The sequence below is a fragment of the Arthrobacter sp. NPDC058130 genome (assembly GCF_042884475.1).
Classification (GTDB): domain Bacteria; phylum Actinomycetota; class Actinomycetes; order Actinomycetales; family Micrococcaceae; genus Arthrobacter.
Genome location: NZ_JBHVTV010000014.1, coordinates 130,260 through 146,236, shown reverse-complemented (window position 1 = coordinate 146,236; position 15,977 = coordinate 130,260). Strand labels below are relative to the sequence as shown.

The window sequence follows — 15,977 nt, the reverse complement described above, 5'->3', positions numbered from 1 at the left end:
GCCGTGCAGCACCATCCGGTGCGGCACGGCGGCGACGGCGTTAAGCGTCCCGCTGAGTCAATTTGGCCGCGGACTCAGGCGGCTGCGGCGCTGTCGGCCGCGGTGTAAACAGGGGCCTAGCCGAAGTACCAGCCCGGCGGGACCCACGAGGCCGGAACCGCGTGGGCGGAGAAATCGTCGCAGCCCGAGCAGAAGTACGTGACCTCGCCGAGTTTGCTGACCGCGCCGTCCCGCCGGTGCGTGGCCGGGACGAAGGCCTCCAAGTAAATGAACTCGTCCGTGCCGCAGCGTTCGCAGTACGGGCTGGCCACATATTCGGACTCCGCCAGGGTGGCCGGGCGAATTCCCTGGTGGCCCGTGGTGGTGTGTTGGACGGCGCTGGAATGCTGCACTGCGGTGCCGGCGTGGTGCAGGGGCGCTGCCGGATGCGCGGATACAGATACCGGATGTCCGGCCCGCGGCGGGCGGGCGGCAACCGGTGCGGACGGACGTGCGTGGTTTATGGCTGGCATCGTTGTCGGCCTATCCCGAACGCCGCGGCGCCGGCCATAGGGCAGCGACGGACAGCGTCCGTATTTAGAATCGTTGTCGTGGGCCTCTGCTTGACCTCGAACGGCTGATCTTAAGTAATGTCAGGATAGATGAAGTACCTGTACCGTTCAATGGTCAAGTAAGTACTGCCATCGCCCGGGTAGTCCCCCGTGTAAGTACCGTGGACGGATCCGCGGCCCGGGCGCGGGCCGCCCAGTGATCAATTCCGACGGCAATTCCGGCAGCGGGCATTGCACCAGGCCGGCATCAGGCCTGGCGCTTCAGGGTCCTGCCCACGATCGCCTGCGTGAGGGCATCGATCACCTCGGTGTTGGCCAACGGGTTGCGGATGAGCGTGAAATCGACGTCACCCACCGGCGGCAGGTCGAAGCGGCGGGTGATGATTTTCAGGTCCTCCGGCACAAGGGAGGACGGCATGACGGCCACCCCAATTCCGGCCCGGACGGCGGCCAAGACGCCGCTGATCTGCCGGGTGGTGCAGGTGATCCGCCACGTGCGGCCGGTGGCCTCGAGGGCGTCGATCGCCAGTTTCCGGCTCAGGCTGGGGGAGGGGTAGGCGATCAGCGGGACATGATCGGCCGGATCCAGTACGGTCTGCTCGAGGCCGACCCAGGCGAACGCGTCCTGCTGGACCACGGTCCCGTCCTTGGCGCCGGCCACCCATTTCACAAACACGAGGTCCAGCTGCCCGGCGTTGAGGCGTTTGTAGAGCTGGTCGCTCTGGCCCACGGTCAGCTCGAGGTTGATCTGCGGATAAATCTGCCGGAATTCCCGCAGGATGCGGGGCAGCCCCGTGATGGCGAGGTCGTCGGCCGTGCCGAAACGCAGGCGGCCGCGCATGGCGGATCCGGAGAAATAGCGGCTGGCGGCATCGTGCGCCGCGAGGATGCTGCGGGCGAATCCGGCCATGGCGTCGCCGTTGTCAGTCAACCGGACGTCCCGGGTATCCCGGGCAATCAGCACCCGCTTGGCGGCGGACTCCAGCTTGCGGACATGCTGGCTGACAGTGGGCTGGGCCAGGCCGAGGCGTTCCGCGGCCTTGGTGAAACTCAGGGTTTCGGCCACGGCCAGGAAAGAGCGCAGCTGGGCGGGTTCGAACATGGGGTCTCCCGGATCCGGTGCCGCCGACACGGCATTGCGTTTCGTAATGCGAGTTATGCAGGGAATACGCTTCCATAATCTCTTGGGGCCAGCCTAGCGTTAAGTCCATCCCACCCACCCGCTCTTTTGAGGACTTTCCGTGGCACCCCCTCCGCCGCTAGAGGCAAACGCAGCTTCCCTGCCGGACACCATCACCCAGCCCATTGCCGTCGTCAACGAGCGCCTGCCGTGGCGCCACACCTTCATTTCGCTGAAGGTCCGCAACTTCCGCATCTTCGCGATCGGGCACTTCATCGCCGTCATCGCGCTCTGGATGCAGCGGATCGCCCAGGACTGGCTGGTGCTCCAGCTCTCCGGTTCCGTCACCGCCGTCGGTATCACCGTGGCCCTGCAGTTCCTGCCGTCCCTGTTCCTTGGCCCCTGGGCCGGCATGATGGCAGACCGCTTCGCGAAGCGGAAAATCCTCATGCTGTGCCAGTCTGTGGCCGCCGCCCTGGCCGCAACCCTGGCCGTCCTGGCGCTCAGCCAGCGGATCGAGGTGGGGCACGTCTACGCGATCGCGCTGGTACTCGGGCTCGTGACCGTGCTGGACCAGCCGGCCCGCCAGGTGTTCGTCAACGAACTCGTGGGCCCCCGCTACCTGCGGAACGCGATCAGCGTGAACTCCACGATCTTCCAGCTCGGCGGCCTGATCGGTCCCGCGATCGCCGGGATCCTGCTGACCGCCGTGGGTGCCGGCTGGGCCTTTGCCGCCAACGCCGTGGCCTGCTGCTTCACGGTGACCATGCTGTTGAGCCTGCGCAAGGACCAGCTGCACGTCAGCGTCCCGGCCGCCAAGCGCCGGGGCATGCTGAGGGAAGGGCTGGACTACGCGCTCAGCAAGCCCACCATCTACTGGCCCTGGCTGATGGCAGGGTTCATCGCGGTGTTCGCCATGAGCCTGCCGGTGCTGCTTGCCGCTTTCGCGGCCCACGTGTACGACGCCGGTGCCGGCGGCTACGGCCTGCTCAACACCTTGGTGGCCCTCGGAGCGCTGGCCGGGGCCGTCACCTCGGCCCGGCGGCGTGCCCTGCGGCTGCGCTCGGTGGTGCTGGGCGCGGGGATGTACGGGCTCATGCTCTGCCTGGCATCCGCGGCGCCGTCGATGCCATGGTTCGGCGTGGCCATGGTGCTGGCCGGTTTCTGGTGCCTCATGTTCCTGACCGCCGCGAACCAGCTGGTCCAGGTCAGCGCCAACCTGGCCATCCGCGGGCGCGTCATGAGCCTGTACATCATGGTGCTGATCGGCGGGCAGGCAATCGGAGGCCCCATGATGGGCTGGCTCGCCGAGCACGCGAACCCGCACACCGCCGTCCTGGTCTCCGGGGGCATGCCGATGCTGGCCGCCGCGACCATCGCCGTCGTCCTCGCACGGCGCGGGCAGCTCATGCTCAAGGTGGATTTGAAGGACCGGCGCCGGCTGCTGCGGATTGTCCGGAACCCGGGCGGCCGGCAGGCAGCCGCCACACCGTAGGCTTTTCGCGCCTAAACAGGACAGCCGCTGCGTGGATCCACGCAGCGGCTGTCCGTTTTCGGTGCGGAAACCCGGGAACCGTGCGGAAACCACGGCGCGGGAGTCGATTGGAGCGGCTGACGGGAATCGAACCCGCGTATCAAGCTTGGGAAGCTAGCGCTCTACCATTGAGCTACAGCCGCAGATGGGACCGGCCAAAGTGCCGGATCTTGCCCCGCTGAAACAACGAGATTTACATTACCCCAGTCTGGCGGCGTCGTTGAACACCTCCCGGTGGCGCGCTGTGCCGTGTCCGTCCCCACACTGCATGACGTAACACTCTGCCGCGTCCCATAACTCTTCGGACACCATTCGGCGAAGGCCCGTCCCGCAGCCGCGCGGGGCGGGGCCCTGCTGTCTATCCTGAAATGGTTAGCCGCAGTTCGGGGGAAGCGGGCTACGCCCATTTGACCTCCGCCGAGCAAGGATTTTCGTGGCATTCGCAGAGTACGACGTCATCATCCACCGTGACGCCCTGAGTGTGTACAACTTCCTCCTGGACCCCGGCCATCTGCCGCTGTGGCGCGAAGGCGTCCGCAGCGTGGAGCTGCTCTCCGGCGCCGCCGGCGCCAAAGGTGCCGTGTACCGGCAGACCATCGCCGGGCCCGGCGGACGCCCCGTGGCCGCGGACTTCGAAATCATCGAGGCCAGGACGGGGGCCGAGATCCAGTACCAGGTCATCGTCGGGCCGGCCCGGCCGCACGGCGGCTACTACCTGAGCACCGAGGGTCCCAGCACGCGCGTCCGGTTCGCCCTGAACTACGAGCCCAAGGGATTCATGGTCCGGGTGACCAGCCCGTTCCGCCGGCGGATGAAGGCAGAAGTGGGTCAACTCGAGCGGCTCAAGTCCATCCTTGAAGATATGCCTGCTGCGGAATAGAAGAGCCGGCGCCGGGCGGCAAGCTGGCGTGCCGGGAAAGTAACACTGGGCGGCTGTTCACGCCCGTGAAGCCGGCCGTGAAGCCGGGCCGGGCGCCGTGCGGTATTTTTGAACTTGTGCTGATCTCCGACCGCGACATTCGAACCGAAATTGACTCCCAGCGGATTGTCCTCGAGCCGTTCGAGCCCGCCATGGTCCAGCCGTCCTCGGTGGACGTCAGGATCGACAAATTCTTCCGGCTGTTCGACAACCACAAATACGCCCACATTGACCCGGCCGAGGAGCAGCCCGAGCTGACCCGCCTCGTGGAAGTGGAGTCCGGCGAACCGTTCATCCTGCACCCGGGGGAGTTCGTCCTTGGCTCCACGTACGAGACCGTGACCCTTCCGGATGACATTGCGGCCCGTCTCGAGGGCAAGTCCTCGCTCGGCCGGCTTGGCCTCCTGACGCACTCCACGGCGGGTTTCATCGATCCCGGATTCTCCGGCCACGTGACCCTGGAACTGTCCAACATGGCCACGCTGCCCATCAAGCTGTGGCCCGGCATGAAGATCGGCCAGCTGTGCTTCTTCCGGCTTTCCTCGGCCGCTGAGTTCCCCTACGGTTCGGGGGAGTACGGCAACCGCTACCAGGGCCAGCGCGGCCCCACGGCCAGCCGCAGCCACCAGAATTTCCACCTCACCGACATCTAGACACCGACATCTAGACACCGCAGCGCCGGCGGACGCAACGCCCGCTGACTCAGCCGCGGCTCAGGCCTGGCCGGAGGTCCGGACCTCCGGCCGTCGCACGGGACGGCGCACGAGCCGGACGATCGGCTCCACGAAGCGGGCGGCCAGCGGCCCCACAATCGCCATGATCAGGACGTAGGCGGTGGCGAGGGCCGCCAGCTCTGAGGGAACCACGCCGGAGGCCACGGCCAGGCCGGCGATCACAATCGAGAACTCGCCGCGCGCGATCAGGGCCGCTCCCGCACGGAAACGGCCCGGAACGCCGATCCCGGCCTGTTTCGCCGCCCAGAACCCGGTGAGCACTTTGGTGGCCGCGGTCGCCACGGCCAGCAGCAGCGCCCAGCCCAGGACCGGAGGGATGGACCGGGGGTCCGTGTTGAGGCCAAAGACAACAAAGAAGATGGCCGCGAAGAGGTCCCGGAGCGGCTCCAGGACGCGGGTGGCGCTGTGGGCCGTGGCGCCGGAAATCGCGATGCCGAGCATGAACGCTCCCACTGCCGCGGAGACCTGCATGGCGGCGGCGAGCCCTGCCACGAGCAGCGCCGCGCCCAGCAGGTTCAGCAGGAACACCTCGGAGTTCTCGCTGTGCACCGCCTTGGACACGTGGTGGCCGTGCCGCAGGGCCACCACCAGGACCAGGGTGACGACGGCCAGCGAAATGCCCACGGTCTGCAGGCCCACCAGGAAGCTGACGCCGGCCAGCGTGGCGGTCAGGACCGGCAGGTACACGGCCATGGCCAGGTCCTCGAAGACCAGGATGGAAAGGACCACCGGGGTTTCCCGGTTGCCGATCCGGCCGAGATCGGTGATCACTTTGGCAGCGATCCCGGAGGATGAAATGTAGGTGACGCCGCCCATCACCATGGCCCCCACGACGCCCCACCCCAGCATCACAGCGAGCCCTGCGCCGGGCAGGAAATTCAGCAGCAGGTCCAGGACACCGGCCTGCCAGGACCTCCGCAGGCCGGTGACAAGCTCGGCCGCCGTATATTCCAGGCCAAGCATAAGCAGGAGGAGGATCACGCCGATCTCGCCTGAAAGGTGGGCGAACTCGTGCATGCCTTCAAGCTTGACGAGGCCGCCGGCCCCGAAAAAGAGGCCTCCCACCAGATACAGCGGGATGGGGGACATCCCGATCCGCCCGGCCAGTCTGGCCAGCAGGCCGAGACAGAAGACGACAGCCCCCAGCTCGATCAGGGTCAGCGCGAGCGGATCCATGCCGCTTATCCGTTACGAAGGATGCCGGCCGCCGTGTCCAGGCCTTCTTGCGTCCCCACCGCAACGAGGAGGTCACCGGGGTGAAGGACGACGTCGGGTCCCGGCGAGGGCAGGACCTCGCCTTCACGCATGATGGCAACGATCGAGACCCCGCTGCGGGTTCGAATGCACGCCTTGCCCATCGGCTGGTTCTGGAACGGCGACTCGGCGCTGATCGAAAACTGCCGGGTCACGATGCCGGGGATTTCCCGGTGTGCTTCCGAAAGCTGCATGGCAATGCGCTGGCCGCCCAGGAGGTTGCCCAGGGTGGCGGCCTCATCCGCTGTCAGCGGGATGGAGGCCTGGCAGGTGTCCGGATCGTCCCAGGTCGAGACGATGAGTTCCGTCTGGCCTTCCCGGTATTCGACCACGCCGATCCGGCGTCCGGAGGCAGTCATGAAGTCCTTGCGCCGGCCGAGGCCGGGGAGGTCCGTCTCATCCACGTTCATATCATCAGCCTAGTGTGCGAACCGGATTTTCGGCCGCCTCAGGACTCGGGGACGACCGCGATTTCGGTCTGGTCCGGGGCCTTGACGGGCAGGAGCACCAGCAGGCCCGCGAGCAGCACCACCATAATGCCAAGGATGCCCCAGCGCTGGGCCTCGCCGGTGGCCACGAAAGGCGTGGCCACGGCGATGCACAGGGTGAAAAGGGCCGGGGCGAGGAAGCTCACGGCCCGGCCCGTGGTGGCGTAGAGGCCGAAGAGTTCGCCGGATTCGCCGTGCGGGGCGAGCCGGGCGAGGTAGGCGCGGGAGGAGGACTGCGCCGGCCCTACGAAAAGGCACAGCAGCAAACCAAAAACCCAGAATGTGGTGGTCCCGGCCCAGGCCATGCCGAGGAACTCGTGGGTGTCGTTGCCGAGGATCAGGATCGCGGTGCCCGCGACCAGCAGGCCGGCGAGGGACGCGATAATCACGGCCTTTGGCCCGATCTTGTCATCCAGGAAGCCGCCCAGGATGGCGCCGACGGCCGCCACGACGTTGCCGAAGATCGCGAAGAAGATGACGTCCTTGAGCTCGAAGCCGAAGGTACCGGCCGCGATTACGCCGCCAAAGGTGAAGACGGCGGCCAGCCCGTCCCGGAAGATCGCGCTGGCGAGGAGGAAGTAGATGGTGTGCGGGCTGGTCCGGTAGATCGCCTTGATCCGCCGGACCAGCAGGCCATAGGAGGCGAGGAACCCCAGGCCCGCGCCCCGCTCGGCGCGTGGCACTTCCGGCACGGCGAACAGCACCGGCAAGGCAAAGATGAAGAACCACAGGGCCGAGAACACTGCCACGAGCCGGATGTTGAGGCTGTCCGCGGTTGAGGCGCCAAACCACTCGAAGCTGGGCTGGACAAAGAGCTGGAGCACAACTAGCAGCGCCACGATGCCGCCGAGATATCCCATGCCCCAGCCGAAGCCGCTCACCTTGCCGATGTTCCGCGGAGTGGAGATCTGGGCGAGCATGGCGTTGTAGTTGACGCCGGCGAATTCGAAGAAGACGTTGCCCAGGGCTATCAGGGTGACGCCAAGGATCAGGAAGTCCGGCCGCGGGAAGACGAAGAAGCACAGACCGGTCAAGAGCGCGACGGCGGCCGTGTTGACGCCGAGCCACAGCTTGCGCCGGCCGCCGGTGTCCGAGCGCTGCCCGGTGACCGGGGCCAGGAGGGCGACGGCGACGCCGGCGACGGCCAGCGCGGCGCCCAGGACCGCCGAGGCCTGGTCCTCCCCGCCGAAGGCTTTGGAGGTCAGGTAGACGGTGAAAACGAACGTTGTCATGACGGCATTGAAGGCGGCCGAACCCCAGTCCCACGCCGCCCACGCGAGGATTCGGCCCTTCCGCGAGACGGGACTTCCCGATTCCAGTTCCGATTCTCGCTTGGCCTCTGGGGCGGCGGCAGTGTTCATAGCCTGAATGGTAGCCGCCAAGGGTGTCCTCCGACGGGTGGCAGGGCAGGGCAGGCGGGCCTGGCGACGCATTGTTTGGCTGCTTGTTTGGCTGCGGTCTCGTTTTTGCTACGAATTGTCCAGTGACCGGTGTTCGGGCCAAAAGAATTTGTACACGCTTGGTAAACTGTCGGCACCGAACCTAACAAATGAACCGCCTGCTCCAACTTGCTGACAATCGAAATTCTGACGTTGCGGAGACACCAGTGATCACAGTCCTTGCCGTGCAGTTTGCGGTGGCTGCTGTGGCCCCGCTGCTGTTCCGAAAGTTTGGCAGGAACGCGTTCTTCGCCCTGGCCGCGGTCCCAGCGGCCTCCTTTATCTGGCTGATCCTGCAGCACGATGCAATTTATTCCGATGCAGGGCATTCGCCCGGGGCGATCACCGAAGTCTGGCCCTGGATTCCCGAGCTGCAGCTGGATCTCGCGTTCCGGATGGATGCCCTGGCCTGGGTCATGTCCCTGCTGATACTGGGCGTGGGCGCGCTGGTGCTGGTGTACTGCGCCCGGTATTTCAGCGACAAGGACGACAACCTCGGCGGGTTCGGCGCGCAACTCCTGGCCTTCGCCGGTGCGATGTTCGGCCTGGTCACCGCCGATGACCTCCTGCTGATGTTCATCTTCTGGGAGCTCACCACCGTCCTGTCCTACCTGCTGATCGGGTATGCCCGCACCAGGCTCTCCGCGCGGCGCTCGGCGCTGCAGGCCCTCGTGGTGACCACCGCCGGCGGGCTGGCCATGCTCGTGGGGCTCATCATCCTCGGCTCGACCGCCGGCACCTACCGGATCCAGGCAATCCTGGACGAGGCCCCCGCCCTCCTCGCCGGCCCGGCCGCAGGAGCCGTGAGCGCCGCCGTCGTCCTGATCCTGATCGGTGCCATCACCAAATCCGCACTGGTGCCCTTCCACTTCTGGCTCCCCGGCGCGATGGCCGCCCCCACGCCCGTGAGCGCCTACCTGCACGCCGCCGCCATGGTGAAGGCCGGGATCTACCTAGTGGCCCGCCTGGCTCCCGGATTCACCGAAGCCCCGCCATGGCTGCCGATCGTGCTCGGCCTGGGCCTGACCACCATGCTGGTGGGCGGCTACCGGGCCCTCCGGCAAACCGATATCAAGCTCATCCTCGCGTACGGCACCGTGAGCCAGCTGGGCTTCCTGACCATGGTGATGGGCCTCGGCACCCCCGAGGCCGCGCTCGCCGGACTCGCCCTGCTCGTGGCGCACGCGCTGTTCAAGGCCACCCTCTTCCTGGTGGTGGGCATCATCGACCACCAGGCCGGGACCCGCGACATCCGCGAGCTCTCCGGTGTTTACGGCTCGGCCCGGGCGCTGGCGATCGTGGCGGCGATCGGCACGGCCTCGATGGCGGGCATCCCCCCGCTGGCCGGCTTCGTCGCCAAGGAATCGGTGTTCGAGGCCTTTGTGCACTACCGCTCCGAGTCCGGGACCGGGCCCTGGCTCCTGGCAGGCCTGGTGCTCGGTTCCGTCCTGACCTTCGCCTACAGCGCCCGGTTCATGTGGGGCGCCTTCGCCCTCAAGCCCGGCGTGGAGCCCACAGCCTTCAAGCCGATCACACCCGCCTTCCTGGCCGCGCCGGCGATCCTGAGCTTCCTGACAATCCTCTACGGACTATGGCCCGCCCCCGTTGACGGCTGGGTCCAGCCCTATGCGGCGCTTTTCGTGGACGGCACTGCCGACGGCGCCACGTCCTCGCCCGGGCACCTGGCGCTGTGGCACGGCGTCACCCCGGCCCTGGGCCTGACGGCGCTGACGTTCGCACTGGGACTGGCCATGTTCTACGGCCGCAACGTCGTGTCCCGGCTGCAGTCACGGGTGCCGGGCTGGATCGACGCCGACCGCGCCTACCAGCAAACGATCGGCGCCCTGGACGACACCGCGGTCTGGATCACGGGACGGACCCAGCGTGGTTCGCTGTTCTTCTACCTCTCCGTCATCCTGACCGTAGCGTTCGTCCTGCCGCTGACTGCGCTGCTGCTGGCCGACAATCCCCTGCCGCCGAATCTCTACTTCGTTGATCCGGGCTCGCCCCTTCAGCTGGTGGCGGGTGCCGGAATCGTGATCGGGGCGCTCGCCGCAGTGCGCGCCAACAAACGCTTCCTGGCCGTCCTGATGGTGTCCGTCACCGGCTACGGCATTGCCCTGATGTTCGCGCTGCAAGGCGCACCGGACCTTGCCCTGACCCAGATGCTGGTCGAAACGATCATCCTGGTGGCGTTCGTGCTGGCCATGCGGAGCCTGCCCGCGGGCCTGCGCGACCGCACCGGCGGGAAATACCGGGTCATCCGCGTGGTGATCGGACTGGCCTTCGGCGCCACGATGATTTTCGTGGCCATCTACGCCCTCGGCGCCCGGGTGGCGCCGCCGGTTTCCCTGCAGTTCCCGCAACTGGCCTATGAGGGAGGCGGCGGCCTCAACGTCGTCAACGTGACCCTGGTGGACATCCGGGCTTGGGACACCTTTGGCGAGATCTCGGTCCTGGCCCTGGCCGCCACCGGCGTGGCCAGCCTCATCTTCGTCCGCGGCCGCGGCGACCGCATCCGGGCGTCCGCCTCTGTCGCGGAAGGGACGGTGGGCCGGCGTACAGGGGCCAGGGGGAGCACCCGCGACGATGCCGCCCTGGCGATGAACCGGCGGTTCGCCGCCGCCACCCGCGACGCCTGGCTGGTGGCCGGCCGCACCCTCGCCCCCGAACGCCGCTCGATCATCTTCGAGGTGGTCACGCGCCTCATCTTCCACTCGATGATCGTGTTCTCCCTCTATCTGCTCCTCGCCGGCCACAACCTGCCCGGCGGCGGCTTCGCCGGCGGCCTCACTGCCGGTCTCGCCCTGACCATCCGCTACCTCGCCGGCGGCCGCTTCGAGCTCCGCGAAGCCACGCCCGTCGGCGCCGGCACGCTGCTGGGGATCGGCCTGGCCACGGCCGCTGCCGCGGGAATGACGCCGCTGCTGCTGGGCGGCCAGGTGTTCCAGAGCGCCATCGTGGAGCTGTGGCTGCCCGTCTTTGGCGACATCAAGTTCGTCACCTCGACCATCTTCGACATCGGTGTGTACATCGTGGTGGTGGGACTTGCCCTGGATGTGCTGCGCAGCCTGGGCGCGGAAATCGACGAGCATTTCGAGGAACAGCCCGGGCTGTCCGAGGACCACGAGGCCGTGGGCGGCTCCGCGGCCGCGGAAAATGACGCGGAAAATGAGGACGCGGAATATGCCGACGAGGAGAGTGCCGACGCGGAAACTACTGCCAGGGGGAGAACATGAGCGTCAATCTGACCTTGCTGACGGTCATGGGGGCGCTCTACGCCTGCGGCATCTACCTGATCCTTGAACGCAGCCTCACAAGGGTGCTGCTGGGCCTCATGCTGCTGGCCAATGCCACCAACCTGCTGATCCTCGCCACCGGCGGTTACGCCGGGCTGGCGCCGATCTTCGAGAAGAGCATCCCGGCCGGGGATTACAACGATCCCCTGCCGCAGGCCCTGATCCTCACCTCGATCGTGATCTCCTTCGCCGTCACCTCGTTCATGCTGGGCATCATCTACCGGACCTGGGTCCTGGCCCGCCAGGACGAAATCCAGGACGACGCCGAAGACCGCCGCGTCGCGGAAACACCCAGCTTCGATGCCGAGGACGACTCGGTGATCCCGGTCGAGACCTCGGAGTTTCCGCTGGCCATGGCCGGCTCCGACAGCCCGGGACCCGCAGCTGCCCGTACCGGGGCAGGGAGCGGCACCGCCGCGGTTATGTCCGGCGACCGCCCCGTGCGGGCCGACAGGGCCGCCTCTGAAGAACAGCCCGGCTCCCTCAACGTGAACCCCAGACCGGAAGGAGGCGGAGAGTGAACATCGCCAGCTTTGCCCCGCTCGCCGTCGTACTCCCCATCCTGGGCGCCGCCCTGACCTTCCTGCTGATCCGCTATCCCCGGGCCCAGCGTGCGGTCAGCATCGCCCTCCTGGCGCTGACCCTGCTGCTGGAATGCTGGCTGCTGGCTTCCGTCTGGGACGGCGGGACAACCGCGGTGAACATCGGCGGATGGCTGCCGCCCTGGGGCATTGTGCTGGTGGTGGACCAGTTCTCCTCGCTGATGCTCGTGGTGTCCTCGGCCGTGAGCCTTGCCGTGCTGATCTACGCCACGGGACAGGGCATGGCCGACGGCGACCGCGACGCCCCGGTCTCGATCTTCCACCCCACGTACCTGATCCTCGTGGCCGGGGTGTCCAACGCCTTCCTCTCCGGAGACCTCTTCAACCTCTACGTCGGCTTTGAGATCCTGCTGACGGCCAGCTACGTGCTCATCACCCTCGGCGGAACGGGCCCGCGCATCCGGGCCGGCGTGACCTACGTGGTGGTCTCGGTGGTGTCCTCGGTGCTGTTCCTGATCGCGATCGCCATGGTCTACGGCGCCACCGGAACCATCAACATGGCGGACCTCGCCATCAAGCTGGGGGACCTCGACCAAGGCACCCGGACACTGCTGCACGTCATGCTGCTGGTGGCCTTCGGCATCAAGGCCGCCGTGTTCCCGCTGTCCTTCTGGCTTCCCGACTCCTACCCCACCGCCCCGGCCCCGGTTACCGCCGTGTTTGCCGGGCTGCTGACCAAGGTGGGCGTCTACGCGATGGTCCGCACGGAGACGCTGCTCTTCCCGGGCGATGCGCTCAACGCCCCGCTCATGGTCGCGGCGCTGCTGACCATGGTGGTGGGCATCCTCGGCGCCCTGGCCCAGAGCGACATCAAGAGACTCCTGTCCTTCACCCTGGTCAGCCACATTGGCTACATGGTCTTTGGCCTGGCCATGTCCACGGTGGCCGGCCTGGGCGCCGCGGTCTTCTACGTGGCCCACCACATCACCATCCAGACCAGCCTGTTCCTGGTGACCGGCCTGATTGAACGCCGCGGCGGCAGCTCGTCCATGGACCGCGTGGCCGGGCTGGCCAAACTCTCCCCGGTTTTGGGGGTCCTGTTCTTCATTCCCGCCATGAACCTGGCCGGCATCCCGCCGTTCTCGGGCTTCCTGGGCAAGCTGGGGCTCCTTCAGGCGGGCGTCGAGCTGGGCACGCCCCTGGCCTATGCCCTGGTGATCGGCGGGGTGCTGACGAGCCTGCTGACCCTGCTGGCGATCGCGAGGGTCTGGAACCGGGCATTCTGGCGCAAGCCCGAGGACGCCGAACACCCCGATCCTGTGCTCCTGGCGGCGCCGGCGGACGCCGCCACCGGGGACCGGGCCGGCCGGGCGAACGTGACCCTGCTGCCGCGCACCATGGTGGGCTCCACCCTGGGCCTGGTGGTCTTTGGCGTGGCCTTGACGGTCTTTGCCGGGCCGCTGTTCAGGGTGGCCGACCAGTCCGCCGTAGAAATGCTGAACCGGGCCCCCTATATCCAGGCCGTGCTGGGCGAGGACGCGCCGGTGCCGCCGGTGCCGTCGGAGGTCCAGCAAGGGCAGGTACAGCCCGGGCAGGTCCAGGAACAGGGCGGCGGGAAATGAGCCGGAAAAGGATCTCGCTGCGCCAGGAACTGCCGCTGCTGGTGTGGCTGGTTTTCGTCTGGGGCGCACTGTGGCAGGACTTCAGCCCCGGCAATCTCCTGTTCGGTGCCCTGATCGCCGTCCTCGTGGCGCGCATCTTCTACCTGCCCCCGGTGGAGCTCGGGGGCCGCTTCAACGTGCTCCGTGCCGTCCCCTTCGCCCTCGTCTTCCTGGGAAAAGTCGTCTCGGCAAGCTTCCAGGTCCTGTACCTCGCCGTGGCCCGCGGCCCCAAAGTGGTCAGCGCAATCGTCGCCGTGCCGCTGCGGAGCCATTCCGACCTCCTGGTCACAGCCACCGGGCATGTGATCTCCCTGATTCCGGGATCCCTTGTGGTGGAGGTGGACAGGTCCACGTCCACGCTCTATATCCACGGCATCAACGTCCGCAACGCCCAGGACGCGGCCAAGCTGCGCAAGGAGGTCCGGGACACCGAGGCCGGGCTGATCAGGATCATGGGCTCCAAAGACGAACTCTCCGCCCTTACCCAGGAGGCCACCCCATGATGCAGATCGTCCTGACGGTGACCGCCGTCGTACTTTCCCTCGCCGCCCTGGGGGCGATCATCCGGATCGCCCGGGGCCCGTCACTGCTGGACCGGGTCCTCGCCGCCGACGTGCTGCTGGCGATCTTCGGGGCGGCGCTGTGCATCGACATGGCCGCCAACCGGCACCTGAACAACCTGATGCTGCTGGTGTCGATATCCCTCATCGGCTTCGTCGGCTCGGTCACCTTCGCCCGGTTCGTGGCTGACCGGAGGGAGACTGTCCGTGAATCCTGAAACAGTGATCGACGCCGTCTCTGCCTTGTTCATGGTGACCGGCGCCCTCATGTCCCTCGGCGCCGCAATCGGGCTGTTGCGGTTCCCGGACCTCATGAGCAGGATGCACGCCGCCACCAAACCGCAGGTCCTCGGACTGTTCCTGCTGTTGGCGGCCCTTGGCCTGCAGATGCGCACCTGGTGGGTGTGGCCCGTCCTGGTGGTGGCGTGGCTCTTCCAGCTGCTGACCGTCCCCGTGTCGGCCCACATGGTGGGCCGGGCCGGTTACCGGACCAAGCACCTGCATCCGGAGCTGCTGACCGCCGACGAGCTCGAGGCCGTGGTCCAGCAGGCGGCCGCCAAGCACGGAGCGGACGACGGCGAAGCCAGCTAGCCGAAACGGTCAGCCCCACCGGGCCGGCCCCGCCCGGCCAGGGCGGTCCGGCCAGCCGGATCCGGTCCGCCGGCCTGGTCCGGCTAGACGATGTCCTGGGTCTTGGCGAAGCGGGTGATCGCGCGCTGGGTGCCGCGGTTGGCGAGCACCTGGATGATGGCGCTGACCGATGCGGAGATCAGGGCGAACGTCAAAGCGGTGCGCAGCGTGGTGGGGACGTCGTCGTCGTGGCCCTTGGGCGGCTTGTTGCCCGTGGACTTTTCCCAGATGGTGTCCACCAGCTTGGTGCCGGCAAAGCCGGCCGCCAGGCTGATGCCGGTGCCGAGCAGCTTGATGAGGATGTTCATTCTTCGGTCTCCTTCGGGCGGGAACAGGGGCTTCCCCTAGCCTAGCGTTCCGGTGTGATGACGTTCCGCAGGGCCTCGACCACAAGATCGTGGTCCGCCTTCTGGGGCAGGCCCGAGACGGTGACGACGGCGACGGCGCCCGTGCCGCGGACGTAGATGGGGAACGCTCCGCCGTGGGCGGCGAACTCCATCTGGTCGAACCAGGCGTTGTCCTCGATCCTGCCGCCGGCAGCGCGGGCGCGCAGGCCCACCAGCAGGGACGGGACCTCGTACCGCATTGCAGTGCGCTTCTTGGCGTTGATCCAGCGTTCGTTGTCCGGCGTGGCGCCGTCCAGGGCGGCGTGGAAGAGCACCTGCTCGCCTTTGGTGATGTCGACGGCGATGGGCAGCGAGCGTTGCCTGCCCAGCTCCACGAGGAGGAGCCCGAGGTCCAGGGCGTCGTCCTTGCTGAACGAGGCGAACTGGAGGGCCTCCATCTCGGCCAGCACGCGGCCGATGAGCGCCGCAAGGGATCCCTGCGGCTGCGGCTCGCTCGAGTCGGGGTCGTATTCCCCGGAGGGATCTGGTGTGAGCGTCAAAATTATCCAGCTTTCCGGTGCGTGACTAGGCCGCCCGCAGGCGGGTCCGGGTGTCCGACAGGTCGACTCTACCAAGCGGCAATTCCTGGCCGCGGTGACCCGCTTTGCCCGGTCCCGGATTGTGACGGCACACCACTGAAAACCCGGCCGTCCGGGTGTAAACTGAGCCAGCCCACAAGGGCAGAATAATTTACGACAGGGGAGCGCCGCCGTCGGGCATCACCGGAAAAATCCGGGGAAAACCGCTGGTGGGCGCTGAGAGTGCGGACAGCCGCAGACCCTCGAACCTGATCCGGTTAGTACCGGCGCAAGGGAGTCGAGATCTCAGGGTGCGCGGAGGGCGGCGGAGGCCGCGGCCGG

General features: G+C 67.4%; 16 protein-coding genes, 1 tRNA gene and 1 riboswitch. Of the genes, 9 read left to right on the top strand and 8 right to left on the bottom strand.

Annotated elements, in window-relative coordinates:
• Nucleotides 1-116 precede the first annotated feature (116 nt).
• A complete protein-coding gene (locus ACFVTM_RS19925; RefSeq protein WP_390205705.1) occupies nucleotides 117-512 on the bottom strand; it encodes a hypothetical protein in 396 nt (131 codons plus the stop codon).
• A gap of 286 nt (nucleotides 513-798) precedes the next feature.
• Nucleotides 799-1,653 carry a LysR substrate-binding domain-containing protein gene (locus ACFVTM_RS19920; RefSeq protein WP_390205703.1) on the bottom strand — a complete coding sequence of 285 codons (855 nt, stop codon included), beginning with the start codon at nucleotides 1,651-1,653 and terminating at the stop codon, nucleotides 799-801.
• A gap of 139 nt (nucleotides 1,654-1,792) precedes the next feature.
• Here ACFVTM_RS19920 and ACFVTM_RS19915 point away from each other — a divergent pair, with 139 nt between their 5' ends.
• The gene (locus ACFVTM_RS19915) at nucleotides 1,793-3,166 is read left to right on the top strand and encodes an MFS transporter (protein ID WP_390205702.1); all 1,374 of its coding nucleotides are present in this window, start codon (nucleotides 1,793-1,795) and stop codon (nucleotides 3,164-3,166) included.
• Nucleotides 3,167-3,274: 108 nt separating this feature from the next.
• Here ACFVTM_RS19915 and ACFVTM_RS19910 read toward each other — a convergent pair.
• Nucleotides 3,275-3,348: transfer RNA gene (locus tag ACFVTM_RS19910), tRNA-Gly, on the bottom strand.
• 290 nt (nucleotides 3,349-3,638) lie between these two features.
• On the opposite strand from ACFVTM_RS19910, the gene ACFVTM_RS19905 reads away from it, so the two are divergent.
• Together ACFVTM_RS19905 and dcd are read left to right on the top strand one after the other, a co-directional pair.
• Nucleotides 3,639-4,085: an SRPBCC family protein gene (locus ACFVTM_RS19905; RefSeq protein ID WP_390205701.1), complete on the top strand. Its 447-nt coding sequence runs from the start codon at nucleotides 3,639-3,641 to the stop codon at nucleotides 4,083-4,085.
• Between the two features lie 116 nt (nucleotides 4,086-4,201).
• Nucleotides 4,202-4,777, top strand: coding sequence for a dCTP deaminase (dcd, locus tag ACFVTM_RS19900; protein ID WP_390205714.1), 576 nt, complete (start codon nucleotides 4,202-4,204; stop codon nucleotides 4,775-4,777).
• 60 nt (nucleotides 4,778-4,837) lie between these two features.
• Here dcd and ACFVTM_RS19895 read toward each other — a convergent pair whose 3' ends face one another.
• From ACFVTM_RS19895 to ACFVTM_RS19885, 3 genes are read right to left on the bottom strand one after another with little or no spacing between them, the layout of a single operon-like run.
• Nucleotides 4,838-6,034, bottom strand: a complete 1,197-nt coding sequence (locus ACFVTM_RS19895) for a cation:proton antiporter (RefSeq protein ID WP_390205700.1) — start codon at nucleotides 6,032-6,034, stop codon at nucleotides 4,838-4,840.
• 5 nt (nucleotides 6,035-6,039) lie between these two features.
• On the bottom strand, nucleotides 6,040-6,522 hold the full coding sequence (locus tag ACFVTM_RS19890) for a cation:proton antiporter regulatory subunit (protein WP_390205699.1): 483 nt from the start codon (nucleotides 6,520-6,522) through the stop codon (nucleotides 6,040-6,042).
• Between the two features lie 38 nt (nucleotides 6,523-6,560).
• Complete coding sequence (locus tag ACFVTM_RS19885) at nucleotides 6,561-7,961, bottom strand: MFS transporter (protein WP_390205698.1); 1,401 nt, start codon at nucleotides 7,959-7,961, stop codon at nucleotides 6,561-6,563.
• A gap of 245 nt (nucleotides 7,962-8,206) precedes the next feature.
• Here ACFVTM_RS19885 and ACFVTM_RS19880 point away from each other — a divergent pair, with 245 nt between their 5' ends.
• Genes ACFVTM_RS19880 through mnhG form a run of 6 tightly spaced genes read left to right on the top strand, consistent with a single transcriptional unit; the run spans nucleotide 8,207 to nucleotide 14,692 of the window.
• Complete coding sequence (locus ACFVTM_RS19880; protein WP_390205697.1) at nucleotides 8,207-11,278, top strand: Na+/H+ antiporter subunit A; 3,072 nt, start codon at nucleotides 8,207-8,209, stop codon at nucleotides 11,276-11,278.
• Nucleotides 11,275-11,859, top strand: coding sequence for a Na(+)/H(+) antiporter subunit C (locus ACFVTM_RS19875; RefSeq protein ID WP_390205696.1), 585 nt, complete (start codon nucleotides 11,275-11,277; stop codon nucleotides 11,857-11,859). Before ACFVTM_RS19880 ends, ACFVTM_RS19875 begins: the two co-directional genes overlap by 4 nt.
• Complete coding sequence (locus ACFVTM_RS19870) at nucleotides 11,856-13,502, top strand: Na+/H+ antiporter subunit D (RefSeq protein WP_390205695.1); 1,647 nt, start codon at nucleotides 11,856-11,858, stop codon at nucleotides 13,500-13,502. The genes ACFVTM_RS19875 and ACFVTM_RS19870 overlap by 4 nt, the downstream gene beginning before the upstream one ends.
• Nucleotides 13,499-14,044: a Na+/H+ antiporter subunit E gene (locus ACFVTM_RS19865; protein ID WP_390205694.1), complete on the top strand. Its 546-nt coding sequence runs from the start codon at nucleotides 13,499-13,501 to the stop codon at nucleotides 14,042-14,044. Before ACFVTM_RS19870 ends, ACFVTM_RS19865 begins: the two co-directional genes overlap by 4 nt.
• On the top strand, nucleotides 14,041-14,319 hold the full coding sequence (locus ACFVTM_RS19860) for a monovalent cation/H+ antiporter complex subunit F (RefSeq protein ID WP_390205692.1): 279 nt from the start codon (nucleotides 14,041-14,043) through the stop codon (nucleotides 14,317-14,319). The genes ACFVTM_RS19865 and ACFVTM_RS19860 overlap by 4 nt, the downstream gene beginning before the upstream one ends.
• Nucleotides 14,309-14,692: a monovalent cation/H(+) antiporter subunit G gene (mnhG, locus tag ACFVTM_RS19855; RefSeq protein WP_390205691.1), complete on the top strand. Its 384-nt coding sequence runs from the start codon at nucleotides 14,309-14,311 to the stop codon at nucleotides 14,690-14,692. Before ACFVTM_RS19860 ends, mnhG begins: the two co-directional genes overlap by 11 nt.
• A gap of 83 nt (nucleotides 14,693-14,775) precedes the next feature.
• On the opposite strand, the gene ACFVTM_RS19850 is transcribed toward mnhG, so the two are convergent.
• Nucleotides 14,776-15,039: a DUF4235 domain-containing protein gene (locus tag ACFVTM_RS19850; RefSeq protein ID WP_390205690.1), complete on the bottom strand. Its 264-nt coding sequence runs from the start codon at nucleotides 15,037-15,039 to the stop codon at nucleotides 14,776-14,778.
• Between the two features lie 41 nt (nucleotides 15,040-15,080).
• The gene (locus ACFVTM_RS19845) at nucleotides 15,081-15,617 is read right to left on the bottom strand and encodes a heme-degrading domain-containing protein (protein WP_390205689.1); all 537 of its coding nucleotides are present in this window, start codon (nucleotides 15,615-15,617) and stop codon (nucleotides 15,081-15,083) included.
• A gap of 187 nt (nucleotides 15,618-15,804) precedes the next feature.
• Nucleotides 15,805-15,949: riboswitch (TPP riboswitch) on the top strand.
• The last annotated feature ends 28 nt before the right edge of the window (nucleotides 15,950-15,977 follow it).